The following is a 23459-nucleotide window of genomic DNA, read 5'->3' as shown; positions in this document are numbered from 1 at the left end:
TTAATTCCTATTAAATTACTATGTTTTATATATAATAATACTTTATATATAAAAAATCAAGATGTTTTTTATATATTTATATACTATTTCATTTAGACCTATTATGTTATTGTAAAATATAATAAATTTAACTTTGCTTTACATCCTTATTATACTTTTCTAATATATATTAAAATACGTCTTATTATGCCTAATAGATTAGTTCTTTGTTAGATTAAATCCAATTTCTTATAATACTTTTTACTTATTCAAGTGATAATCCCTGCTTCTAATAAGATAAGATTTGAATTCATAGTATATAGTATGTTTTTTATATCATTTGGTAATATACTTTCTAAAAATAATATGAATAATATCTAGTAAAATCTCTTAATAGAGGTGATTAGAATTACAAAATTTTATAATAAAAAATGTTCCTACCTCATAAACAGATTTTTATTCCTTATCTGTCTACTTAATAAGAACATATAAACTCAACTAAGCTAGGTTTTTATTTATATTATTGCTATAGCTTCAATTTCGATATCTGCACCCTTAGGTAAAGCTGCTACTTGTACTAAGGATCTTGCCGGCTTATGATCTCCAAAAAATTCTGCATAAACTTCATTTATTTTAGAAAAATCATTCATATCAGTAACAAATACTGTTACCTTAACTATATTTTCAATATTTGCATGACCAGCTTCTAAAACAGCTTTTACATTCTCCAAGCATAATCTAGTTTCTTTTTGTATATCACCCTTAGATAACTCCCCAGTCTCAGGGTCTATTGGCAGTTGTCCAGATGAATAAATTATATTCTCAGATTTTACTCCTTGTGAATATGGACCAACTGCTGATGGTGCCTTTTCTGTTGATAAAAATCTTAAAGTCATTATTTGTCCTCCTTTAGTTTAGATTATTTCTTTCCTTTTCATCAGACCATAGTCTTTCTAGGTTATAAAATTCTCTTTCTTCTTTATGGAATATATGAACTATTATATCATTAAAATCCAATAATATCCATCTTCCACTTTGATATCCTTCTTTTACAACTTCACCAGTCCCTGCCTCAATCATCTTATCCTCCACCTCATCAGCTATTGCCATTACCTGAGTAGATGAATTTCCACTTGCAATTATAAAATAATCTGCAATAGGTGTTAATTTTGATATATTTAGCACCTTAATATCAAGTGCTTTCTTATCTTCACATGCTTTAGTAATAATGGATAATTTGTTTTCTAAATCCAGCATAATTTACCCCCTCCAATCAATTTTTCTTACCTTAATCTTATCTTTACGCAATCACTCAAAGTCTTAGTCCTTTTAACCACCTTATATTAATAGAATATATCTTTTATTTATCTAATCTAGATTCTATTATTAAATAGTTTCTTGCTCTTATAGTATCAGGATGAATCACTTTATTTCTTTCAATTAAAAAGATTATTGTTTTTTCCATAGCTAATAAAAGAGCTTTATCTAAATTATCGGAGGCTAATCTTCTCACTTCCTCAACACCTGGAAAATTTCTATATGGTTCTATATAGTCAGCCATATAAATTATCTTATCTAATATACTCATTTTTTCTTTACCAATAGTATGATAATAAATTGCATCTAATATTTCACTATCTTTTATTCCATATTCTTCTTTTGCTATTTTAGCTCCAAGAGGTCCATGGATAAGTTCATGATTGTATTCCATACAAGCATCTAAAATTATATCAAAGTCAGATGCCCTTTTCAACAAATATGTTTCATCAATTATCTTAGCACAATCGTGTAAGATTGCAGCTGTTTTAGTTTTTTCTATATCAATATTATAAGTTTGGGCAAGTTCTATAGCAGTCTGCATAACTCTTATTGAATGGTTATATCTTTTTTCTCCTATGCTTTTTATTAATTTATCTTCCAAAGATTTATCCATCTATATTCTCCCTATTATATAGATTGTGTTCTAAAATATAATTTTCAACTAATTCAGGTACAAGATATTTTATGCTTAATCTATTTCTAACTCTATTTCTAATTTCAGTAGAAGAAATTTCAATAAGTGGCGAATTAACCTTTTCAAACTTAACTCCATAAAGTAAATTTAATTCCTTAATTTTATTATCTATACTTTCATCTTCTTTTCCTGGTCTATAGAGTAAAATAAATTTACATAAACATATAAGCTCTTCAAAGTTCCTCCATTTATTTATTTCGAAAAGAATATCGGAACCAATTATAAAATATATTTCATCATCTCTATATTCTTCTTTTATTTTCATTATAGTATCAATAGTATAGGTAATACCAACCCTATTAATTTCTATAAATGATATTTCAAAATATTCATTTGAATCTATAGCTAATGAAATCATATCTGTTCTTTTCCTTGATTCGCTAATGCCTTTATTATCTTTAAAAGGATGTACACCTGATGGCACAAAAATTAGCTTATCTAGGTTTAAGGAAGTTCTGACATATTCTGCCCCTATTAAATGTCCATTATGAATAGGATCAAAAGTGCCTCCCATTACTCCAATTTTCATTGATTTCCTCCTCAAGTAATAATTAAACTTCAGAAATATGTAAGATTCTGAAGTTTATAATTTCCTTTAATTTGGTAATTCGATTTTTTTATTTTCTCTAGATTCTTTATACAAAACAAATTTATTTCCGATACTTTGGACAAACTCTGCATCTATTTCTTCAGCAATTTGACTTGCAACTTCAGTTGCATCTAATAAACTATTATTTAGTACCTTTATCTTTACTAATTCTCTTGCCTCTAAAGCATCTTCAACTTGTTTAATAAAGTTCTCTGTTATTCCATTTTTTCCCACTTGAAATATTGGATCCATAGTATTTGCAATACTTTTCAAATAAGATCTTTGTTTTCCTGTTAACAACTGATCCACTCCTCTAATCTAAACTTCTATTTCTTTTCTTTGTCTTCTATGCTTTTCGTAGTCTGTATTACCTTTCTTCCAACCTGTTCTTGACTTTTCTCCTGGCCTATAATTTTCATTTATTACTACCTCATTTTTCATTAAGCAATAATATGTTGGTTGATTTTCTTTACAGTTTCCACAGCTTAAGCAGTCCATTTTGATAACTTACCCTCCATTTAATCAAAGAATTCAAATTCATATCCACAGATAAATACAGATTCATACTCCTGTATTCCTAATTCTTTAAGTTCATCTATTACTCCTTTTTTTCTCAACATGTCTTGGAAATATCTTAAAGAATCTACATCGTCAAAATAAGTTGAACCTAAAAGTCTTTCAATAAATGCTCCTTCTACAATATAATTACCATCTTCTTTCTTCACAATTATTGAGGTATCAATATCTTCTTCGTGCATAAATTGTTCATCAAAAGTTTCATAGATAATTTCAGTATTAGAGAGCAAGTCCCATATAGCATATTTAAGTTCATCTATTCCTCCTGATGTTGCAGCAGAAACAGGATATATTTTATAACCCTTAGGTTCAAATTCTTTTTTAATCTTCGCTAAACCTTCCTCTGCCCCTAGTATATCCATCTTATTTGCCACTATGATTTGTGGCTTATCTATTAGTTTAATATTATATTGACCTAACTCCTCATTTATCTTATAAAAGTCCTCCACAGGATCTCTGCCTTCGCTACCAGATGTGTCTAAGACATGTACAAGGACCCTAGTCCTTTCAATATGCCTTAAGAAATCATGACCTAGACCAGCCCCTTGGTGAGCCCCCTCAATTAATCCAGGAATATCTGCTATAACAAAAGATTTTTCTTCACCCACCCTAACAACCCCAAGATTTGGTTTTAGAGTTGTAAAGTGATAATTTGCTATTTTAGGTTTTGCTGCTGAAACAATTGAAAGTATAGTTGATTTTCCCACATTAGGAAATCCTATAAGTCCTACATCTGCAAGAAGTTTCAATTCTAATGTTATATCTCTTTCTTGCCCTTTCGTACCTGGCTCCGCAAACCCAGGTGCTTGACGTGTGGCAGTGGCAAACTTAGCGTTTCCTCTACCTCCTCTACCTCCTCTTGCTATGACAAATATCTGATCCTTTTCTTTAAGATCTACTATTACACCTTCAGTATTTGCATCTTTCACTAAGGTTCCAACAGGTACCTTTAGTATAATATCTTCTCCAGCTTTTCCAAATTGTTTCTTGGTTCTTCCATCTTCACCATTCTGTCCAGTATAAGAACGCTTATACCTGAAATCCATCAGTGTCCTAATCCCCTCATCAGCTTTTAGGATTATACTGCCTCCATTACCGCCGTCTCCTCCATAAGGTCCTCCAGCCGGTTCATATTTTTCCCGTCTCCAGCTACAATACCATCTCCACCTTTGCCAGCTTTGACATGTATTTTGGCCACGTCTATAAACATAATCTCATCATCCTTATTAGTTACTTTTCTCTGTATTTTTTATTTTTACAAATCGATAAATTTATTATACCAATTTTACTAAGTCTGTCAATTATTATATTGAATTTAAATTAATTTTAATTCTAAATCGTCCTGATTATTTTATTCTAATATAAGGATTTTATACTAAAACAGTGTTATATAAAAAGTTCAAATAAAAAAATTTATCATTGAAATATCAGCAGATTAAGGAAGTCCTTTATAAAATCTCTTAGGTCAAATTTAATCTAAAATGAAGTAGAATTATCCTGCTATAAAAAATATAAGCTTACCATGATGGTAAGCTTAAAATTTACGCTAATTCCTCTGCAGGATAAACACTAACTTGTTTTTTATCTCTACCTTTTCTTTCAAATCTAACTACACCATCAACAGTTGCAAATAAAGTATCGTCTCCACCTTTACCTACATTATTTCCAGGGTGTATTTTAGTACCTCTTTGTCTAACTAGGATATTTCCAGCTAAAACGAATTGTCCATCGCCTCTCTTAACACCTAATCTTTTAGCTTCACTATCTCTACCATTTCTGGAACTACCTACTCCTTTTTTAGAAGCAAATAATTGTAAATTCAATTTAATCATCAATTACACCTCCCCATTCTTGAGTGCTACATACTCTGGGTAACTTTCTATTACTGAATTAATCCCTACTACTAACGATTCTAATAGGATCTGTGCTTTATCTAATTTAAGTTTTTCTATATTCTTAGGTAATTCTACGTCAAGAAACCCTGTTTTTTCATCTATGGAATACTTAATAGTATTTTCCTCTATTTCACAAACCTCCACTAAAGATAATAGAGTCGTTTGAGAGAGCACTGATATAGCAGCACATACTATATCTTTACCATATGAGTCATAATCTGCATGTCCTTCTATGGTATATTTTTTAATGTAATTATTTTTATCCCTATATATTTTGGCTATTATCATAAGATTAGCCAACAATATTTTCGATTCTTACTTTAGTAAATGGTTGACGATGTCCTTGTTTCTTTCTAATGTTTTTCTTAGGCTTATATTTGAAAACAACGATTTTTTTAGCCTTTCCTTGTTCTAAAACAACAGCTTCAACTTTAGCACCATCAACATAAGGCTTACCAGCAACTATCTCGCCTTCTTTAGACACTAAAAGAACTTTATCAAAGTTTACATTTGTGCCTTCTTCTGCATTTATTTTCTCTACGAAAACAACATCGCCTTGTTGAACTCTATATTGTTTACCACCAGTTTCTATTACAGCATACATGTAAAATTGCACCTCCTCTAACCCAGTCTCGCCAATACAGGGTGCCGTTAGGACTTAAACCCAGATTGAGCGGCTCTACACCAAAGTATTTTAACAAATATATCTAGGATTGTCAATACCTAATTCTATTTAGTAATGTTTCCCCTGCCTTCACATTTCGGACATTTTTTATAGAAATCTTTAGATAGTGATCTTCTTATTTTCTTTCTTGTTAGCTCAACAAGACCAAGTTTTGTAATCCCTATAATATTTGTCTTTATTTTATCCTTTTTTAAATACTTCTTAAAGGTAGATAGCACTGTTGAAATATCATTTTTACTCTTCATATCTATAAAATCTACTATTATAATGCCTCCAATATCTCGTAGTCTAATTTGTCTTGCTATCTCTTCAGCGGCTTCTATATTAGTTTTTAATATAGTATCTCCTAAAGAGTTGGTGCCAACAAATTTTCCAGTATTAACATCTATTGCAGTCAAGGCCTCAGTCTCATCTATAACTATATATCCCCCAGATTTGAGGGGAACCATTCTTTGTAGTGCCATTTTTAAATCTAATTGAATTCCAGTATCATAAGCTATTGAAAAATCTGTATTTAATTCTATTTTATTGGAAAATTTAAATGGATAAATTTCCTCCATTAAAACTAAATTATCATATACTTTCTTATTGTTTACGATGATCTTTTCCATAGCATCATCATAGCTATCTCTTATTATCTGATAGTCTAAGCTAGGTTCTTTATAGAGAAGCTTGGGACAAGGCAAAAAGTTCTTTTCTTTTTGAATCTTGGCATAGATATTATATAGAATATCATATTCTTCCTTTAGTACAGATTCCTCTATTGCCTCTGAAGCTGTTCTAAAAATTACTCCCATGCCATCCTTTATAATTCTTTTTCCTATATCCCTCAGGCTTTCTGCTTCCTTAGAACATGTAATTTTTTTAGATATATTTATTTTATTAGAAAATGGCGTGAATACTAAATATCTACCTGGTATTTCAATATGAGTTGTTACCTTTGCTCCTTTGTTACCCGATGGTTCCTTTATGACCTGTACTATTACTTCTTGACCAGATTTAATGACTTCAGATATCTTATATATCCTTCCATCATATAAAAGTTCCCTAGACAGAGCATCCTTTACATATAAGTAGGCATTTTTAGACTCACCAATATCTACAAAGGCCGCCTCCATACCTTGTAACACATTAGTTACTCTTCCTCTATAAATATTTCCAACTATCTTACTATCTTGTTCTTCTAAATGAAATTCTATAAGTCTATTGTCTTCCACAATACCCACTCTATTAACTCCACCTAGAGAATCAATAAAAATATACCTCATCACAATTCTCCCATCTTATAACGGCTTATATATATTATTATCCTTTTCTGCATACAGAGCCAATCTTTTTGTAGTTACAGAATCCATATCTATATTAAGGAAAGTATCTCTATTTAGAGCTTCTATAAAGTCTAGCGGCTTTAAATTCCCATTACCTCCAGACCTTAATAAAGTATCTATTGTTATACTTGTATCCCTAATTTCTTTAATAACAAGATTTCCTATAAAGCTTTTAATATTCTCTTCTTTTTCAACTTTCTTCTTTCCTTTTTTTCTCAATCTAGTAATAATTATTTCTTCTTGAGACAACCATTTTGTAAATATGCCTTCTAAGTTTTCTTTTTCTTTCTTCTTATCTATATTGAAGTTTATTTCGTAAAAAGCCCAAGCTATTAAAGATGCTATGGATTCTTCTTTTTCAAGATATTCACCCCTTATTATTTGAATATCATTAGGCAATACAGCGTTCACCTTTTTTATAAACTCATCTACTGGGATGTAATCAATATCTATATCCATATATTCCTCTTCAGATTCGATACCAAGGGATAGGGGATTTCCTATTGAAAACTTTGGATGAGGATTAAATCCCTCAGAATATTTTATAGGAACACCTGCTCTATTAAATGATCTATGGAATAATCTCATCAAATCTAAATGTCCAATATATTTTAGATAATTCTTCTTATTAAATGCAACTCTTAAAATCAATTATTTCCACCACCAGTCATCGTACATCCCTTTATTCCACAACCTCTACATTGTAATCTACAATCTCCTGTAATCTGTTCCTCAAGGGATTTATTGTACTCTCTTATTAGATAATCTTTAGATACTCCTGGGTTTATGAAATCCCAAGGCAAAATTTCTTCAAGGCTTCTATTTCTTAAAGCATAGAAATCACTATCTATATCTTCTTCACTCATAGCCTCAATCCAAGTATCATATTTAAAATGCTCTGACCAACCATCAAATTTACATCCTTTTTCCCATGCTTTTAATATTAATTTTGATATTTTTCTATCTCCACGAGCAATTACCGCCTCTAAGAAACTTAATTTAGGATCATGGTAGTTAAATACTACCTTGCTGTCTTTTATGCTATTCTTCACCAAATAAATTTTTCTATAGAATTCATCTATTGAATCCTGCCCCATCCATTGAAAAGGTGTAAAAGGCTTAGGTACGAAACAAGATGCACTGGCTGTTACCTTTAAATTACCTTTTCTCTCTTCCTTTGGCAAATCAAAAAATATATCTTTAACTTTATAGGCTAATTCCTTTATACCCATTACATCTTCATCAGTTTCAGTAGGCAATCCAATCATAAAATATAATTTAATAGTAGACCATCCTTCCTTAAACACATAAGAAACTGTATTAATTAAATCTTCTTCAGTAATTCCTTTATTAATTACGTCTCTGAGCCTTTGGCTGCCAGCTTCAGGTGCAAAAGTCAATCCTGATTTTCTAACTTTCTCAATTTCTTTTAATATATCTATACTAAATGAATCTAGCCTTAATGATGGTAAAGAAACTCCTACTTTTTTCTCCTCAAATCTATCCATTAATTTTGAGATTAATAAATATAATTCAGAATAATCACAAGAGCTAAGGGATGACAGTGAAACATTTTCATATCCTGTGCTTTCAACCAATTTATCTGCTAACTCCACTATCTTATCTACTGACTTTTCTCTTATAGGTCTATAAATCATACCTGCTTGACAAAATCTACATCCACGAGTACAACCTCTAAATATTTCCATAACAACTCTATCATGAACTGTTTCAATAAACGGTACAATCATTTTCTCCGGCACAAACATTGAGTCAAGATCCTTTATCATCCTTTTCTTTATTACCTTTGGAACTACTTCATCTAAGGCTACCCTTTCTTTAATAGTTCCATCATCATTGTATATTATGTCATAGAACTTTGGTACATATATTCCTTCTAATTTAGCCACTTCTTTTAAAAATTGTTCTCTATTCCATTCTTTTTCCTTTTGTTCTCTATATAATTTAAGGATTTCCAATGTAACTTCTTCCCCTTCACCGATTACAAAGAAATCTATAAATTCTGCTATGGGCTCTGGATTGTAAGCACATGGTCCTCCTGCTATAACGAATGGGTCCTCATCACTTCTATCCTTTGATAATAAGGGAATATTAGATAAATCTAAAATATTTAATATATTTGTATAACTCATCTCATATTGCAATGTAAATCCTAAAAAATCAAAATTTCTTACTTCTTCTTTATTCTCTAAAGTAAAAAGAGGAAGATTTTCTTTTCTCATTTCATTTTCCATATCTATCCAAGGTGCAAATACTCTTTCACATACAAATTCATCTTCTTCATTTATTAGATTATATAATATATGAAGCCCTAAATGGGACATTCCTACATCGTATACATCTGGAAAGGAAAATGCAAATTTCACCTTCACTTTATTTAAGTCTTTTATCACAGAGTTTTGTTCCATTCCTATATATCTAGCTGGTTTTTCAACTTTATTTAGAATCCTATCTAGAACTTTTTTGTCTATCATTTGTTTCCACCTTTCATTAATACTATAAATATTATCTTATCACTTTTTCATTGATATTAGTAGTAGCATTTTCTTATCAGATTAATACCTCGGGAAATTTCGAGGTATTAATCTGATTTATTATTCTTGTTAAATTGATCTGTAAATTCTTCTATTGTGTCTTTAGAATCAGCTACTACTTTTACTAAATAATCTTTTACCTTTTTTCCATCTTCTTTTAAACTAAAATCATAAGATATATTTTTTTCAATAATCTTAATAATATTATTTGTTGCTTTAGTATTCATCATCCTTATTGCTAAAATAATTAACAAAGTAACTAAAACAAAAATCATTCTACTTATCAATTTATTATAGTAACCATTGCTATATTTAAATAAATTTTTATTCAACTTATAATTTCTTTTATCCATATTATCACCCACCTCAATTAATAATATTTTATTTATCTGAAGTGGATTTTATACCAAATTTAATATTCCTTTATAGTAAAAGATGTATTACCATCCTTTAAAGTAAATTTTCCTTTTAAATTTTCAGTTAGATAAACAGACTTATCCTTTGTAACGAAGATAGCTTCTACGCTCTCTAGTGAATTTACTAATTCCATTCCACGATCAAGTCCAAGTACAAATAATGTTGTAGATAAAGCATCTCCATCTATTGATTTGCTGGAAATAATACTTACTCCTGTTATTTCATTTTCTGAAGGATATCCTGTCTTAGCATCTAAAATATGATGATATCTTTTTCCTTTATATTCAAAGAATCTTTCATAATCACCAGAAGTAACTATTGATTTATCTTTTACTTGAATTATCCCTAAGTAATTCCCAGTAAATTCAAATGGATTTTGTATCCCAATATTCCAAGAGGAACCATCTAGTTTTTCCCCATGTGCAAAAACATTGCCACCTAAATCAATGATAGCGGTATTCGCTCCATTTTCCGTTAATATTCTCTTAACTTCATCAGCAGCATAACCTTTTACTATACCTCCTAGATTTATTTTCATGTTCTTCTCTTTAAGAAATATTTGGTTATTATCTAGTAATTCTAAATTTTTATAGTTAACAAGTGCTTTTTTTTCTTCTATTTCTTTATCTGATGGAATGAATTCCCTCTCCTTTTCACCAGACACTATATTCCATAAATCTACTAGAGGGCCAATTGTAGGATCATAAGCACCATTTGAAATCTCTGCATAGTGCTTTGCTTCCTTTATTACAAAATACGTGTCTTCACTAACTGTAATAGGTTTTATTCCTGCATTATCATTTATTTTACTTACATCACTATCTTTTAGTGTAACACTCATTCTGCTTTCTATCTCTTCCAATCTAGAAAACACCTTATCTAAAATTTTCTCATCAGTTTTATCATATAACTTAATAGTCATTACAGTATCCATTAAAAATTCTGTTCTAGATATGGGCTCTGATCCCTTTGGGAGTTTAGCACCCTTTGAATCCTGTCTCTTTATGCATCCCGTAGTAGTAAATATTAAAGCCAGAAAGATAACTAATCCAATATGTCTTTTCCTTCTCATTTAATCACTCCATATCATTTGAAAAAACCCTAACTTTTAGTTAGGGTTTTATTTATTCTTATAACAAATAGGAAAGTTATACCTTAAAGCTTCATATATTCAACTTTCCGTATATGAGTTCCAAGAAAAGTTACCTAATCTTAGATAGAAATTTTTCTTATTTTGCTGAACTTAATGCTTGATTTACTAGTTCTATCATACCATCTCTTGTATTTGTTGCTCCTGCAATACCATCTACGTTAAGATTTTCTGTTCCATTATTATCGATTATTAATTTTTGAACTGCTGGGATTACTTCAAATGGAGTTGCATATGAGTAATTATCAGCTGATTTTAAATCTCCTTTTTTAACTCCTTCTGCATCTTCCACAGCTACTTCAACATAGTCAACTCCTACGATTTGGCCATCTTGAACTCTTACTTTAACTTCTGCTAACCAACCATGGCTAGCTTCTGCAGCTTTAGCTTCATAAACTCCATCTTTGTAAACTGCCTCATATGTTTCACCTTTAGCAGCCTTATCTAATAACATTTGAGCTACTTCTTTAAAGCTACCCTTAGTATGAGTTGCTCCAGTAACTGCATCAAAATCTACTGCATTAAGGTCTTTCTTTTCATTGAATTGAGTGTTTAAATCTTTGATTACAGCAAGACCTTCAGCGTAAGGATAGTTAGATTCATTTTTAGCTTCTCCTGAAGCTGCTAAATATTCATTATAGTCTAAAGATGCTACTTGTCCATCTTTTACTTCTAGTTTTGCCATAGGATAATTTCCATGATCACTAACTGGCATTTTAACTAAGTAAGTACCATCTACTAAATCGCCTTTTGCTTCATTTTCTGGTGTAGTACTATCAACTGGTTTACTTTCATCAACCGGTGGTGTAGCTTCCTTTTTAGCGCATCCAGTAAATACAACTGTCATTAATGCTAATGCTAACATTAAAGCTAAAATTCTTTTTTTCATTTTCTTCCTCCTGTAAATTAAAAATTTTTTTCTTTTGTATTTTACACTTACTTATTATACTGTATAGTATAAAATTTATCAATACTAAATTTAATTTATCATTTATTGGTTGTCTTTTACCTTTAATATAGGAATATTTGCTACTAGAGCAGAAATCGTAGAACTGTCTATGTCCCTTTTCATTCTTGTTAATTTGATATCTAATCCCTCTTCATCTATATCAGCATATTCAGATATTACCCTAATAATATCACCTTTAATCATATCTAAAAATTTAGGTGAGAGATCTGCTCTATCGTGAACTAATACTAATTTTAATCTTTCCTTAGCTACATTTTTGCTCTTCTCCTCTTTTTTACCAAACAATTTAAATAGATCCAAGAATCTCCCCTCCTATTTACCAAATAATAATTTCAGGATTTTACTTAGCTTTCCTTCTTCATTTATATCTAAGTCTAATAATTCTACTTCATCCCCTATTATTCTTCTGGTTATATTTCTATAGGCTTTTCCTGATAATGCCTTTTCATCAATTACTACTGGTTCCCCCTTGTTTGTAGATATAACTATGGCTTCATCATCTGGTACGATTCCTAAAAGATCGATAGCTAGGATATCTATGATATCATCCATATTCATCATATCTCCTCTCTTAACCATTTCCTGCCTAATTCTATTAATTATCAATTTAGGATTATGTAATCCCTTTGATTCAAGTAATCCGATAACTCTATCAGCATCTCTGACAGCAGATATCTCTGGAGTTGTTACTATTAATGCTATATCTGCTCCAGCTATAGAATTTTGAAAACCTTGCTCTATTCCTGCAGGCGAATCTATTATAATATAATCAAAATCTTTCTTTAAATCATTAACTAAATCTAGCATTTGTTCTGGACTAACAGCAGACTTGTCCTTAGTTTGAGCTGCGGGTAAAAGATATAGTTTTTCATATCTTTTATCTCTTATTAAAGCCTGCTTTAGCCTACAATTTTTCTCTACAACATCTACTATATCATAAACTATTCTATTTTCTAGTCCCATAACTACATCCAAGTTTCTTAATCCAATATCTGCATCAACAACAACTACAGATTTTCCTAAAATAGCTAAGCCCGTCCCAATATTTGCTGATGTAGTTGTTTTACCAACTCCACCCTTACCCGAAGTGATAACTATAGCAGTTCCTAGTTTTTCTTTATCCATTTATTACCCTCCCTTTAATTATTTATTTGGCAGATAAGGCTCTATTGTTACTTCTCCATCTTTCACTTTAGCAATCTCTGGTAATCCACATGTTTCTATATATTCATCTGGTGGCCTAGCAATCTTGTCTCCTATTCTTAACTGCATGGGCTGTAAATTATAAGAGGCAACTATAGCCTCAAGATTGCCATCAACTCCAGCATGGGCAACTCCTCTAAGAGTACCTAGGACTATTATATTACCCTTAGCCTGTATGAGTGCTCCAGGATTTACATCTCCTATTATAACTATATTACCATCATACTCAACAATTTGTCCTGACCTTAATGTCCCATTTACAAACTTCGTCATACCACAATGGATACCTTTAAACACAGTATTATCTTCAAAATCATTCTCTAAATTGTTTTCCGTATTGTTAGTTAAAGAAGGATGAAAAATATGCTTTGGTAATTCCTCCTCAGAAACTACCAAATCATATTTGTATTTTAAAATTAACTTTAATTCTAGTAAATCCTCAATAGATAATTTTTCAGATTTAATTCCTAAAAGTTTTGTTCCATGATAAAAATTAGAAGCATTTTTCATCTTTGTATCTAATTCTTCTTTAACTGATAGAAAATTATCACCATTTATATTTAAAAAAATGCCTTCTTTTACACCCTTAAAGCTTAGTAAATCTTCTTTCACCTTCAAAACTACCTCCACAATAATCTGTATTTATACTCTATTATCATTCTACCAAACTGCTTTTAAAAGGTAATGATTCTTTAGTACCAACTGCATTTAAACCTAAATATTCTGCTATAATATCCCTTGTCATAGGTCCTGCATAACCTCCACTACCTCCTTGAAAAATTACAGAGACTACTGCAATTTCAGGGTCATCATAGGGTGCAAAAGCAACAAACCATGCAAAGTCATCAAAAGTTTCTCCAGTAGAGGGGTTTTCACCAGATTTTTGTGCAGTACCTGTTTTAGATCCTACTTTAACAGGAAAATTTCCAAATACTTTTCTCATTGAACCATCATTGGATACATCTAGCATACCTTTCTTTATATGGTCTAAACTTTTATAATCATTTAATTCTATTCTCTCAGCTTCCCTAGCATTTTCAAATATCGTTTTAGAATTATTATAGTTTTTGATATTATCAATTAAAGTTACCGTATGTCTATATCCACCGTTGGATATAGTTGCTATATAGTTTGCCATCTGCATAGGAGTATAGGAGTTCTGACCTTGACCAATAGTTACATTCAATGTATCTGAAATATTCCAACCAGCTTGGTTTAAATAGCTATATTTTATTTTATCAGCTAATCCTTCTTTTTTATTAGGTAGTTTTTTTTCTGGTTCTATACCAAAGGCATTTAATCTCCTAATAACTTCACCTCTAGTCAAAGGTTCTTCTAATTCTGTCCAACTAACTATATCCTCTATTATATCTGCAATTTCATAATCATCTAACACTATACCTTCTTTTAGATAGTTTCGTATGCTTTTTTGAAGATCTGATTTTAATAGGTATTTAGTGTTTATTATTTTCCTTTGGGGATCAGGTACTCCTCCTGAAGTTTCAGCTGGTATATTTATTTCTATACCTGTTTTATCATTTAATCCCAATTGCTTAGATAAATTTACTATATCTTCAATTTCAAGCTTAACTCCTATATTTTCTCCAGTTCTTGGATTTCTACCAAATGCCAATGAATAGAAATAATAGTTACAAGAATCCCTAATGGCTTCATACATATTTTCATATCCATGGGTTCCCCTACTTTGATTCCAAATCCAACAGCCAAATGGCTTAGTACCTACACCTAATTCAACATAACCCATATCCCTTATTTTCTTAGTAGGACTTAAGCCCTTATCTAGGGCTGCTAATGCTGTTACCATCTTAAATGTTGAGCCAGGTTGTACTGCTGTTTGTGTAGCAACATTATATAATGGCCTTGGTGCTAATGGGTCCTTATCATTTTCTGGAAATAAACTCTTCCAGTCAGTATTAGATATTCCTGTTGCAAATAAATTTGGGTCATAGGCAGGATAGCTTACACTAGACAAAACCTCACCTGTTTTTACATTTAAAACCACTACTGCACCAGATGTAGCATTATTATAAGGTTTACCCTTTTTCTTGTTAATACCAAATTGGTAATTACCCCAGGGACTTTCATATGTGCCACCAACTTGGATTTTTTCTAAGGTCTGTTTTAAAGCCTGTTCTGAAAATTTTTGTAAATTTAAATCCATTGTTAAATAAATATTATCTCCAGGAATTGGTTTCTTTTCATCAAGGATTTTGGTTGTATTCCCCAGTACATCTACCTCAACCCTTTTAATTCCATTTTGTCCTTTTAAAATATCTTCAAAACTTTCTTCAACTCCCGTTTTTCCAATGATATCATTTGGGGAATACTTTTTCTCATCTACATATTTCTTAATCTCATTTGGCTGACTAATCTTACCTAAATAACCTAGCATATGAGCGGCAGTAGTTCCTTCTGGATAATACCTCACCGGCTCTATAGATACTTGTATTCCAGGGAAATCCATCAACCCCTCTTCAATTTTCGCTACTGTAGAATCCTTTATGCCATAGGCAATATTTATTGGCTGATAAGCCAAATGCCCTTGTTTACTAAGTAGCTCGTACAACAATAGAATAGATCTAGATTCATAGTTACTTAAATACTCAGGTATTTTATGTCTTTCCTTCAATTTCTTAAAAGCTTCCTCAGTAGTACTGTCTTCATCTATTTTATTTTCATTATACCATCTTTTCTTATTGTTAATAAATACATATTCAAAATCTTGCGCAATTGAAATCCTAGTATTTATCCCATCATTTAAAAGTTGTTCTTGAGCTAGAGATTTTATATTATCATTTGTAATAAATTCTTCCAATGTGTTAGTATTTTTACTATATTCTAATAAAATATCTATAGGCGATTTCTCTCCTATATTGTCGCCTCCTGTATACTTATATATTACAGTAGTATTATCTTCACTTAATTCTACCTTAATGGGTATATTTGGATCTTTTTGCAATACCATATCTAATAATATTTTACCAGGTATTAAAATTTCCTTTTTACCCTTATCATTTTCTTTGATAATTACTTTGTCTAAAAGATTATTAATTGATGAATGAGACACGATTGTGATAAAATCATCTCTAGCTGTTGTCTTTTCCGTTACTCCATCATAAGAATTCATCAAAATCCTTTTTTGTTCTTTATATTCTTCATCATATGACAGTGAATATTCTTCCATAATAATGTTACCTGTTAAATTTTTCTCTACCATTATATCATATAATAGTTTTCTTAAAATTGGATGGTCTACTATTCTTCTTATAATATTCTTATCATTATTGATTAATTTAACCAATTGCTCAACATCAACGGCTCCCTCAGATACTTCCTTTCCTTTATCTATTAAAGCGTTAATAACCCTCTCTGCTGTTACAAATTTATAATGTTCCTTATATCCTAAATGGATATAAGTAGTATTTAATAACTCTGGTAAAAGATTTTGATTGATTATAATGTCAATAACTTTATCGTTTGGAGTTTGTTCTTCATCAAAATAATCTCTCTCATTTTTATACTTAAACACGTTTAAATTAATTGGAAACTCGTCCACATAAGTAACACCATCTTCTTCTAGCAGCCTAACTAAAGATAGTAATGCGTTATTTTTTTTCTCTATATCTTTTATATTTAATTCATCCTTTAAGATTTGTACAGTAAAGCTAGGTTTATTTCCTGCTAAAAGTCTTCCATACCTATCCCTTATCTCACCTCTTGGTGCAGTAGTATATATCTCCTTTAGTCTTTTATTATCAGATATATCCCTATATGTGTCACCTTCAACAATAGTTAATGTTGCCAATCTAAAGGATAATATAAGCATTAGCAAGATAACAACGTATGTAAGAATGTTATATCTATTGAAAATTTTTTCTAACCATTTCAATTGTTTCACCTCTATCTATTGCCAAACCTTATTGTTGGCACAACAAAAATTTTTTGAAAAAATCTTGTATATTGGAATAGATAATACACAATTATATATTGTTTCAGTTACTAATATATCCTTTGCAAATGATAAAAATGGAATGTTTCTAGAAAGGAAAAACATAAATACATAATAAAAGAAATTATAATATATAGTTCCTAAAATAGAAAATAATATAGGTATAAAAATATTTTCTTTTGTCAATTTATTTTCAACTAGCCCTACTAAGTATCCTGCAAAGAAATAAATAAATGCATTTACTCCTATTACGGGACTAAAAACTATATCTTGGACCGCTCCTATTATAAGACCTACAAATCCTCCATAGAATCTTCCTTTATATAATGCAATGGAAATTACTATAAGAAGAGCTGTATTTGGTACAACTCCAAGTATGCTAATATATGGTAATATAGAACTTTGTAGAAAGAAATTCAACAAAACCACTATTGTCAGTATAAGCACAATCATATTCATCCCTCAATCTCAATCAGATATTACAAAAACCTTGTATATTTTTTTAAAATTTATTGCAGGCTTAACCCGTATTTTTTTCATCAAATCCTCATCATCACTAACTACTTCATCTACTTCTCCAATATATATATCTTTAACAAAAGCACCACCAAGACCTGAGGTAAATAGCTTATCTCCCTTGATTATATCTGCTTTATTATCAAAAAGATAACCTGATATTTCTCCATCTATACTACCTGACATTATTCCACCATCTTGTGTCCTTAAAACTTTAAAAGAAATACTACTAATTTCATCTACAACGGTGACTACCTTTGACCAATTAGGTCCCACATCTACAACACGTCCTACGATTCCTTCTATTACAGTATTTTGTTCAATCTCAATTCCTTGAACAACAGTACTTCCCTTTTTTATCCCATCTTTTAATCCCTTATCAATTGTAAATCTATCGAACCAATTACCTGGTTCTTTTCCTGCAATTTGTGCAGAAATCAAATTAAAGCTTGTCTTATCTAAAAGTTTAGCTTCATTTTTTAAATAATCTGTTCTACCTATTATCTCTAAATAATTTCTGTTTTCTTCTTCCAATTGTGCTATTTGTTTTTTTAAGCTTTCGTTTTCTTCCTTTAATTTAGCAATATTTTTAAGATTGCCAAAAAAGTCGGATATATTCTTACCTATAGAATTAGATATTTTTCCAATAGGTGTAAGAATATTACCAACTAATTTTTCGAACTTATTCAAAGCCATTCTTTCAGTACTAGTAATACCTATCATAACAATTAGAATGATAGCAACTGCCGTCACCATCATTCTTTCCTTATTCTTATTGAAAAAAGACATAAAATCACCACTTAACCTATTCTTTTATTATTTGATAAGGTTTTTTTAAGTATTTCAATACTATCTAATGCCTTCCCTGTACCTATTGCAACACAATCTAAAGGTTGTTCTGCAATATGTACAGGCATACCTGTTTCCTCAATAATTAATCTATCTAAGCCGTCTAAAAGTGCTCCTCCTCCAGTTAACATTATGCCTTGTTCCATCACATCAGAAGCCAACTCTGGTGGAGTTTTCTCTAAAGTAGATTTTATTGCCTCTAAAATACTGTGAATCGGCTCTTTCATAGCATCATATATTTCTCTAGAGCTTACATTTATAGTCTTTGGTAGACCACTAATCATATCTCTTCCTCTAATCTCCATTGTAGATATTTCAGAGTTCCCATCAGCTGATCCAATAGTTATTTTAACCTCTTCAGCTGTACGCTCACCAATCATTAAGCTATACTCTTTCTTAATAAAGTTAACTATTGACTCATCTAACTCGTCTCCGCCTACTCTAATGGATTTAGACGTAACAATTCCACCTAAGGATATTATTGCTACTTCTGTAGTACCTCCTCCAATATCTACTATCATAGACCCTGTTGGTTCTTGAACAGGTAACCCAGCACCAATAGCTGCCGCCATAGGTTCTTCAATTAAATAAGCGTCTCTTGCTCCTGCATGTATTGCAGCTTCTTCGACTGCCCTTTTTCTACTTCTGTAACTCCACTAGGTACACATACTACCACTCTTGGTTGAAAAAATGTTCTTTTTTTTGTAGCTTTTCTTATAAAGTACTTTAACATACTCTTAGTGACATCAAAATCTGCAATTACACCATCCTTTAATGGTCTAATAGCCACAATATTTCCTGGTGTTCTGCCTATCATCTTCTTAGCCTCTTCACCTACTGCCAACACCTGCTTAGTATTAGTTTGTATAGCCACAACTGAAGGCTCCCTAGCTACGATTCCTCTACCCTTTATATAAACTAAAGTATTAGCTGTTCCCAAGTCTATTCCCATATCTTTTACAAATCCATTAAATAGTCCCATATTACTTGCTCCTTCCTTAAATAAAACTTAAATTAGATTTTTTTCTTTAAAACTTATATATTTATTATCACCAATTATTATGTGATCTAACACTTTTATTCCAATTAAATTCCCAGCATCCATTAAACGATTGGTTATATTTATATCTTCATTGCTTGGAGTAGGATCACCACTAGGATGATTATGTATTAAAATCATAGAGTTAGAATTTCTCTTTATAGCAGCTCTAAATACATCTCGTGGATGCACAATAGAAGCATTTAAAGTACCTATTGAAATTTCTTCAGTTACAATAATTTGATTTTTTGTATCTAACAATATAATTTTAAAGTGTTCCTTCTGTAAATATCTCATTTCATCCATATATAAATTTGCAATAGTACTAGGATCATTTATTCTAACCTTACTTAAAGCATGATGATAATTTATTCTCTTTCCTATTTCTATAGCTGCTAAAATTTGGGCTGCTTTACACTCACCTACACCTTTAATCCTCATTAAATTCTGTAAGGAAGTATCTCTAAGGTGTACCAGTCCTCTGCCATCACTGCTTAAAACTTTTCTAGCCAAATCAATTGCTGTATCGTTTTTATTACCTGTTCTGATTATAATCGCCAATAATTCTTCATTTGATAAAGCTCCAGGGCCATGACTATAAAGTTTCTCCCTTGGTCTTTCTGTCATCGGAAGTTCCTTAATCGTGTAATTTTTTTCAAAATCTAGACTATTATCCATAATCCACCTACTTATCTATAATATTTTTACGTTAAAAAATTTATTTAATAAGTAGTCAAGCTTTCCAAGAGGCAAGCCTACCACATTAGAATAACAACCATTTATTTTCTCAACTAAAATTTGACCATATCCTTGGATTCCATATGCTCCTGCTTTATCCATAGGCTCATTTGTATGAATATATCTCATTATTTGTTCTTCTGATAAATGTCTGAATCTAACTGCCGTATTTTCATAATCTATGATTTTAATATTAGTATTTGCTCTAATAATGCAAATCCCAGTAATTACACTATGTTCCTTTCCATTTAATAAAGATAAAATTCTAAATGCATCTTTTTCATCCTTTGGCTTACCTAGTATCATATCCTCCGAAACTACTATGGTATCGGCTCCAATAATTATCTCACCATTACTAAAATAATTACTTACCCAATATGATTTCTCAAATGCCAAAGACATCGCTACCTGCTCTGGTAATTCTCCTTTTATCTGTTTCTCCTCAATTTCAGCACCGAATATTATTGGGTTTAGATGATATCTATTTAGTATTTCTTTTCTTCTTGGAGAAGAAGATGCTAATATTATCTTTTCCATGCTATCTCCTTAACTATCCAAAATATGAACTTAAACTTTTCTTCAAGTTTCTAGATATAAAGATTGACGAAAGCCCTACAAAATATCCAGTAAACAAACTGGTAAGTAAAAGAATAGGAAGATACGAATATATTCTAGAATTATACATCATAGCTGCAGCTACACTAACTTGAGCAACATTATGAGCTACTGCCCCAAAAATACTCACACCTATAAGACTAAAAATCCTAGTAAAATATTTATATACAATGAACATTGTAATGCAGGATAATATAGATCCCGCAAGACTATAAATAAGACTAGATATACTGCCAGTTATAAGTACAAGTACTATGCTCTTTAGTATACCTACTATAAAAGCTTCCTTGAAGCCAAATATAATCAATGTAACTAAAATAACCATATTAGAAAGCCCCAGCTTAGCACCTGGCACTGTAATTGGCAATGGGATTGCTGACTCCAAAACTGATAATGCAAGTCCTATTGACACCAGCAGTGATAAAAATATTATTTTGTTCAATCTTTTCATAGTTTCTATCATCCTTAATTGCTTATATAATCCACGTCTCTTATTTCTTCTGCTCCTTTTATCTCTACAACTAACTTATTTGGTAAACATACTATTATCTCACCAGCTTTAGATATTGTTCCTTGCAATACATCTAATTTATCAGGACAATCTGCATCTATAACTTTTACCTCACCATCTCCAATTTCAATTAAATTATATCCAAATTCAGTTTCAATAGGTATAGTTTTTCCAATCACTGATTTATCAAATATTATCTTTTTATATTCTTTACCATCCACTTGAATGCTAATATACTTTTCTTTATACCCAGTAGCACTGTTCTTAATAAATCCTAAAGAAACCAAACTAATTGCTATAATAACGATTATTAAAATTTTATCAGCTTTTGTCATATAAATCATCCTTTATCCAAATGGTCAAGCTAATTTTCATACATTATTAGTTTACCATTTATATTTTTTATTTACAAGTTACATTTTAATAAAAAGAAAAGAGCCTTTATAGGCTCTTAATATTAAACTGCTATATCCTTAGCTGAATTAGAGTATATAGCTTTAGTAGGACATTTTTCAGCACAAACTCCACAATTTATACATTTCTCATAGTTAATTTTTGCTAAATTATTTTCGAAACTAAACGCATTCTCTGGACAATTTTTAACACAGATTTGACATCCTATACATCCTATACTACATTTGCTTCTTACTTCCTTACCAGTATCTTTACTCTTACATTTTACAACGAATTGATTATCGTATGGCACTAACTCAATAATAGATTTAGGACAGACTTCTATACATTTCATACAAGAAGTACATTTTTCTTTATCTATAAAAGCTACTCCATCAATTATCTCTATGGCATCAAAAGCGCAAACATCTTTACAAGTTCCACAGCCTAAACATCCAAAGGAACAAGTTTTGCTACCACCTTGTAATATATTAGCAGCTCTACAATCTTTAATACCTTCATATTTATATTTTTCTTTTGCCTTATTGCAATCACCTTGACAAAGAACTGTAGCTACCTTTCTCTCTACATTTGCTGCATTAACTCCCATAATATCTGCTATTTGTTCAGCAACTGGTTTTCCACCAACATTACAAGCATTAACAGGAGCCCTACCTTCTGCTATAGCATTTGCTAAACCGTCACATCCTGGGAATCCACAAGCACCACAATTGGCCCCAGGTAATACTGATCTAACTTTTTCTACCTTTGGGTCAATTTCTACTGCAAATACATTAGATGCTATGGCTAGAAGAACTGCAGAAATTAACCCCATTGCACCTACTACTAACATTGGATTTAATATATCAGTCATGTCTTTACCTCCTATACAAGCCCATTAAAGCCTAAAAAGGCTATGGACATCAATCCTGCAGTAATTAAGGCTATAGGAAATCCTTTCAAAGCTTCAGGTATATCTGCTATTTCAAGTTTTTCTCTAATACCTGATATAAGTACCAAGGCTAGTGTAAAGCCTACGGAAGCCCCTATAGCATTAAAAGTCGTTTGAACTAAATTATATCCTTCTTTTATATTTAAAATCGCAACACCTAATACTACACAGTTTGTAGTGATAAGTGGTAAATAAACTCCCAATGCATTATATAATGTAGGAGACATTTTTTTAAGAACTATTTCAACAAATTGAACCAATGCTGCTATAACTAATATAAAAACAATTGTTTGTAAATACCCTATTCCCATTTTGTCCAAAATTAAATGCTGAATAAAATAAGTAATTATAGATGATAATGTAACTACGAAAGTTACTGCAACACCCATCCCGGTTGCAGTTTCCATCTTATTTGATACTCCAAGAAATGGGCAAATCCCTAGGAATTGAGCTAATACATAGTTGTTTACAAAAATTGTACTAATCAATATTGCTGCTATACTCATTTAGCTTTC

Annotated in this window: 27 protein-coding genes, 2 pseudogenes and 1 other annotated feature (1 of these 30 running past the window's edge); all 29 genes and pseudogenes read right to left on the bottom strand. The window is 30.8% G+C overall.

What is annotated here, in order from left to right:
* Window positions 1-4 (bottom strand) — a binding site (T-box leader) (it extends 242 nt beyond the left edge of the window).
* Window positions 5-494: 490 nt separating this feature from the next.
* A complete protein-coding gene (locus CIW83_RS03355) occupies window positions 495-875 on the bottom strand; it encodes a RidA family protein (RefSeq protein WP_094899418.1) in 381 nt (126 codons plus the stop codon).
* 13 nt (window positions 876-888) lie between these two features.
* Window positions 889-1236, bottom strand: a complete 348-nt coding sequence (gene rsfS / locus CIW83_RS03350; protein ID WP_094899416.1) for a ribosome silencing factor — start codon at window positions 1234-1236, stop codon at window positions 889-891.
* 103 nt (window positions 1237-1339) lie between these two features.
* Entirely contained in the window at window positions 1340-1912 is a 573-nt protein-coding gene (gene yqeK, locus CIW83_RS03345; RefSeq protein ID WP_094899414.1) for a bis(5'-nucleosyl)-tetraphosphatase (symmetrical) YqeK, read from the bottom strand.
* Entirely contained in the window at window positions 1905-2522 is a 618-nt protein-coding gene (nadD, locus tag CIW83_RS03340; protein WP_094899412.1) for a nicotinate-nucleotide adenylyltransferase, read from the bottom strand. Before nadD ends, yqeK begins: the two co-directional genes overlap by 8 nt.
* 66 nt (window positions 2523-2588) lie before the next feature.
* Window positions 2589-2882, bottom strand: a complete 294-nt coding sequence (gene yhbY / locus CIW83_RS03335) for a ribosome assembly RNA-binding protein YhbY (protein WP_094899410.1) — start codon at window positions 2880-2882, stop codon at window positions 2589-2591.
* Window positions 2883-2900: 18 nt separating this feature from the next.
* Complete coding sequence (locus CIW83_RS03330; protein ID WP_094899407.1) at window positions 2901-3080, bottom strand: hypothetical protein; 180 nt, start codon at window positions 3078-3080, stop codon at window positions 2901-2903.
* 20 nt (window positions 3081-3100) lie between these two features.
* A pseudogene (gene obgE, locus CIW83_RS03325) lies at window positions 3101-4368 on the bottom strand (GTPase ObgE).
* A 331-nt stretch (window positions 4369-4699) separates the two neighbouring features.
* Window positions 4700-4990 carry a 50S ribosomal protein L27 gene (gene rpmA, locus CIW83_RS03320; protein WP_094899405.1) on the bottom strand — a complete coding sequence of 97 codons (291 nt, stop codon included), beginning with the start codon at window positions 4988-4990 and terminating at the stop codon, window positions 4700-4702.
* A gap of 3 nt (window positions 4991-4993) precedes the next feature.
* Window positions 4994-5341 (bottom strand): ribosomal-processing cysteine protease Prp, encoded by a 348-nt coding sequence (locus CIW83_RS03315; protein WP_094899402.1) that lies wholly within the window; start codon window positions 5339-5341, stop codon window positions 4994-4996.
* A 4-nt stretch (window positions 5342-5345) separates the two neighbouring features.
* Complete coding sequence (gene rplU / locus CIW83_RS03310) at window positions 5346-5657, bottom strand: 50S ribosomal protein L21 (RefSeq protein ID WP_094899400.1); 312 nt, start codon at window positions 5655-5657, stop codon at window positions 5346-5348.
* Window positions 5658-5782: 125 nt separating this feature from the next.
* The gene (locus tag CIW83_RS03305) at window positions 5783-7006 is read right to left on the bottom strand and encodes an Rne/Rng family ribonuclease (protein WP_094899398.1); all 1224 of its coding nucleotides are present in this window, start codon (window positions 7004-7006) and stop codon (window positions 5783-5785) included.
* 15 nt (window positions 7007-7021) lie between these two features.
* Window positions 7022-7717 (bottom strand): TIGR03936 family radical SAM-associated protein, encoded by a 696-nt coding sequence (locus CIW83_RS03300; RefSeq protein WP_094899396.1) that lies wholly within the window; start codon window positions 7715-7717, stop codon window positions 7022-7024.
* Entirely contained in the window at window positions 7714-9561 is a 1848-nt protein-coding gene (locus CIW83_RS03295) for a TIGR03960 family B12-binding radical SAM protein (RefSeq protein ID WP_201259651.1), read from the bottom strand. The genes CIW83_RS03300 and CIW83_RS03295 overlap by 4 nt, the downstream gene beginning before the upstream one ends.
* Before the next feature lie 107 nt (window positions 9562-9668).
* The gene (locus tag CIW83_RS03290; RefSeq protein WP_094899394.1) at window positions 9669-9974 is read right to left on the bottom strand and encodes a hypothetical protein; all 306 of its coding nucleotides are present in this window, start codon (window positions 9972-9974) and stop codon (window positions 9669-9671) included.
* A 59-nt stretch (window positions 9975-10033) separates the two neighbouring features.
* Window positions 10034-11110, bottom strand: coding sequence for an FAD:protein FMN transferase (locus CIW83_RS03285; protein ID WP_094899392.1), 1077 nt, complete (start codon window positions 11108-11110; stop codon window positions 10034-10036).
* 157 nt (window positions 11111-11267) lie between these two features.
* Complete coding sequence (locus CIW83_RS03280) at window positions 11268-12077, bottom strand: FMN-binding protein (RefSeq protein ID WP_094899390.1); 810 nt, start codon at window positions 12075-12077, stop codon at window positions 11268-11270.
* 102 nt (window positions 12078-12179) lie between these two features.
* Window positions 12180-12458 (bottom strand): cell division topological specificity factor MinE, encoded by a 279-nt coding sequence (gene minE, locus CIW83_RS03275; RefSeq protein WP_094899388.1) that lies wholly within the window; start codon window positions 12456-12458, stop codon window positions 12180-12182.
* Between the two features lie 12 nt (window positions 12459-12470).
* On the bottom strand, window positions 12471-13283 hold the full coding sequence (gene minD / locus CIW83_RS03270) for a septum site-determining protein MinD (protein WP_094899386.1): 813 nt from the start codon (window positions 13281-13283) through the stop codon (window positions 12471-12473).
* Window positions 13284-13301: 18 nt separating this feature from the next.
* Entirely contained in the window at window positions 13302-13973 is a 672-nt protein-coding gene (locus tag CIW83_RS03265) for a septum site-determining protein MinC (protein ID WP_235601214.1), read from the bottom strand.
* Window positions 13974-14016: 43 nt separating this feature from the next.
* The gene (locus CIW83_RS03260; protein ID WP_094899382.1) at window positions 14017-17271 is read right to left on the bottom strand and encodes a penicillin-binding transpeptidase domain-containing protein; all 3255 of its coding nucleotides are present in this window, start codon (window positions 17269-17271) and stop codon (window positions 14017-14019) included.
* Between the two features lie 15 nt (window positions 17272-17286).
* Entirely contained in the window at window positions 17287-17784 is a 498-nt protein-coding gene (gene mreD / locus CIW83_RS03255; RefSeq protein WP_158219999.1) for a rod shape-determining protein MreD, read from the bottom strand.
* Between the two features lie 15 nt (window positions 17785-17799).
* Window positions 17800-18636, bottom strand: a complete 837-nt coding sequence (gene mreC, locus CIW83_RS03250; protein WP_094899379.1) for a rod shape-determining protein MreC — start codon at window positions 18634-18636, stop codon at window positions 17800-17802.
* Window positions 18637-18647: 11 nt separating this feature from the next.
* A pseudogene (locus CIW83_RS03245) lies at window positions 18648-19678 on the bottom strand (rod shape-determining protein).
* Window positions 19679-19705: 27 nt separating this feature from the next.
* Window positions 19706-20413, bottom strand: a complete 708-nt coding sequence (radC, locus tag CIW83_RS03240) for a DNA repair protein RadC (RefSeq protein WP_094899377.1) — start codon at window positions 20411-20413, stop codon at window positions 19706-19708.
* A 15-nt stretch (window positions 20414-20428) separates the two neighbouring features.
* Window positions 20429-21010 carry a nucleoside triphosphate pyrophosphatase gene (locus tag CIW83_RS03235; protein WP_094899376.1) on the bottom strand — a complete coding sequence of 194 codons (582 nt, stop codon included), beginning with the start codon at window positions 21008-21010 and terminating at the stop codon, window positions 20429-20431.
* A 13-nt stretch (window positions 21011-21023) separates the two neighbouring features.
* Window positions 21024-21539, bottom strand: a complete 516-nt coding sequence (locus CIW83_RS03230) for a Gx transporter family protein (RefSeq protein WP_094899374.1) — start codon at window positions 21537-21539, stop codon at window positions 21024-21026.
* A 14-nt stretch (window positions 21540-21553) separates the two neighbouring features.
* On the bottom strand, window positions 21554-21934 hold the full coding sequence (locus CIW83_RS03225) for a NusG domain II-containing protein (protein ID WP_094899372.1): 381 nt from the start codon (window positions 21932-21934) through the stop codon (window positions 21554-21556).
* A gap of 122 nt (window positions 21935-22056) precedes the next feature.
* The gene (gene rnfB / locus CIW83_RS03220; protein ID WP_094899370.1) at window positions 22057-22866 is read right to left on the bottom strand and encodes an RnfABCDGE type electron transport complex subunit B; all 810 of its coding nucleotides are present in this window, start codon (window positions 22864-22866) and stop codon (window positions 22057-22059) included.
* Window positions 22867-22877: 11 nt separating this feature from the next.
* Window positions 22878-23450 carry an electron transport complex subunit RsxA gene (gene rsxA / locus CIW83_RS03215; protein WP_094899368.1) on the bottom strand — a complete coding sequence of 191 codons (573 nt, stop codon included), beginning with the start codon at window positions 23448-23450 and terminating at the stop codon, window positions 22878-22880.
* Between the last annotated feature and the right edge of the window lie 9 nt (window positions 23451-23459).

The sequence above is a fragment of the Tissierella sp. P1 genome (assembly GCF_002266425.1).
In the GTDB taxonomy this organism is placed as follows: Bacteria; Bacillota; Clostridia; order Tissierellales; family Tissierellaceae; genus Tissierella; species Tissierella carlieri.
Note: the sequence above shows the minus strand (reverse complement) of the source record. Positions and strands in the feature narration are given on the sequence as shown.

Excerpts from the sequence above, each read along its gene's own strand:
- CIW83_RS03280 (WP_094899390.1), bottom strand. The coding sequence starts at position 12,077 with ATGAAAAAAAGAATTTTAGCTTTAATGTTAGCATTAGCATTAATGACA.
- rsxA (WP_094899368.1), bottom strand. The coding sequence starts at position 23,450 with ATGAGTATAGCAGCAATATTGATTAGTACAATTTTTGTAAACAACTAT.
- CIW83_RS03225 (WP_094899372.1), bottom strand. The coding sequence starts at position 21,934 with ATGACAAAAGCTGATAAAATTTTAATAATCGTTATTATAGCAATTAGT.
- yqeK (WP_094899414.1), bottom strand. The coding sequence starts at position 1,912 with ATGGATAAATCTTTGGAAGATAAATTAATAAAAAGCATAGGAGAAAAA.
- CIW83_RS03230 (WP_094899374.1), bottom strand. The coding sequence starts at position 21,539 with ATGAAAAGATTGAACAAAATAATATTTTTATCACTGCTGGTGTCAATA.
- CIW83_RS03315 (WP_094899402.1), bottom strand. The coding sequence starts at position 5,341 with ATGATAATAGCCAAAATATATAGGGATAAAAATAATTACATTAAAAAA.
- radC (WP_094899377.1), bottom strand. The coding sequence starts at position 20,413 with ATGGATAATAGTCTAGATTTTGAAAAAAATTACACGATTAAGGAACTT.
- mreD (WP_158219999.1), bottom strand. The coding sequence starts at position 17,784 with ATGATTGTGCTTATACTGACAATAGTGGTTTTGTTGAATTTCTTTCTA.
- CIW83_RS03285 (WP_094899392.1), bottom strand. The coding sequence starts at position 11,110 with ATGAGAAGGAAAAGACATATTGGATTAGTTATCTTTCTGGCTTTAATA.
- CIW83_RS03330 (WP_094899407.1), bottom strand. The coding sequence starts at position 3,080 with ATGGACTGCTTAAGCTGTGGAAACTGTAAAGAAAATCAACCAACATAT.
- CIW83_RS03235 (WP_094899376.1), bottom strand. The coding sequence starts at position 21,010 with ATGGAAAAGATAATATTAGCATCTTCTTCTCCAAGAAGAAAAGAAATA.
- rnfB (WP_094899370.1), bottom strand. The coding sequence starts at position 22,866 with ATGACTGATATATTAAATCCAATGTTAGTAGTAGGTGCAATGGGGTTA.
- CIW83_RS03305 (WP_094899398.1), bottom strand. The coding sequence starts at position 7,006 with ATGAGGTATATTTTTATTGATTCTCTAGGTGGAGTTAATAGAGTGGGT.
- rsfS (WP_094899416.1), bottom strand. The coding sequence starts at position 1,236 with ATGCTGGATTTAGAAAACAAATTATCCATTATTACTAAAGCATGTGAA.
- mreC (WP_094899379.1), bottom strand. The coding sequence starts at position 18,636 with ATGTCTTTTTTCAATAAGAATAAGGAAAGAATGATGGTGACGGCAGTT.
- CIW83_RS03355 (WP_094899418.1), bottom strand. The coding sequence starts at position 875 with ATGACTTTAAGATTTTTATCAACAGAAAAGGCACCATCAGCAGTTGGT.
- nadD (WP_094899412.1), bottom strand. The coding sequence starts at position 2,522 with ATGAAAATTGGAGTAATGGGAGGCACTTTTGATCCTATTCATAATGGA.
- rpmA (WP_094899405.1), bottom strand. The coding sequence starts at position 4,990 with ATGATTAAATTGAATTTACAATTATTTGCTTCTAAAAAAGGAGTAGGT.
- minD (WP_094899386.1), bottom strand. The coding sequence starts at position 13,283 with ATGGATAAAGAAAAACTAGGAACTGCTATAGTTATCACTTCGGGTAAG.
- CIW83_RS03290 (WP_094899394.1), bottom strand. The coding sequence starts at position 9,974 with ATGGATAAAAGAAATTATAAGTTGAATAAAAATTTATTTAAATATAGC.
- rplU (WP_094899400.1), bottom strand. The coding sequence starts at position 5,657 with ATGTATGCTGTAATAGAAACTGGTGGTAAACAATATAGAGTTCAACAA.
- CIW83_RS03295 (WP_201259651.1), bottom strand. The coding sequence starts at position 9,561 with ATGATAGACAAAAAAGTTCTAGATAGGATTCTAAATAAAGTTGAAAAA.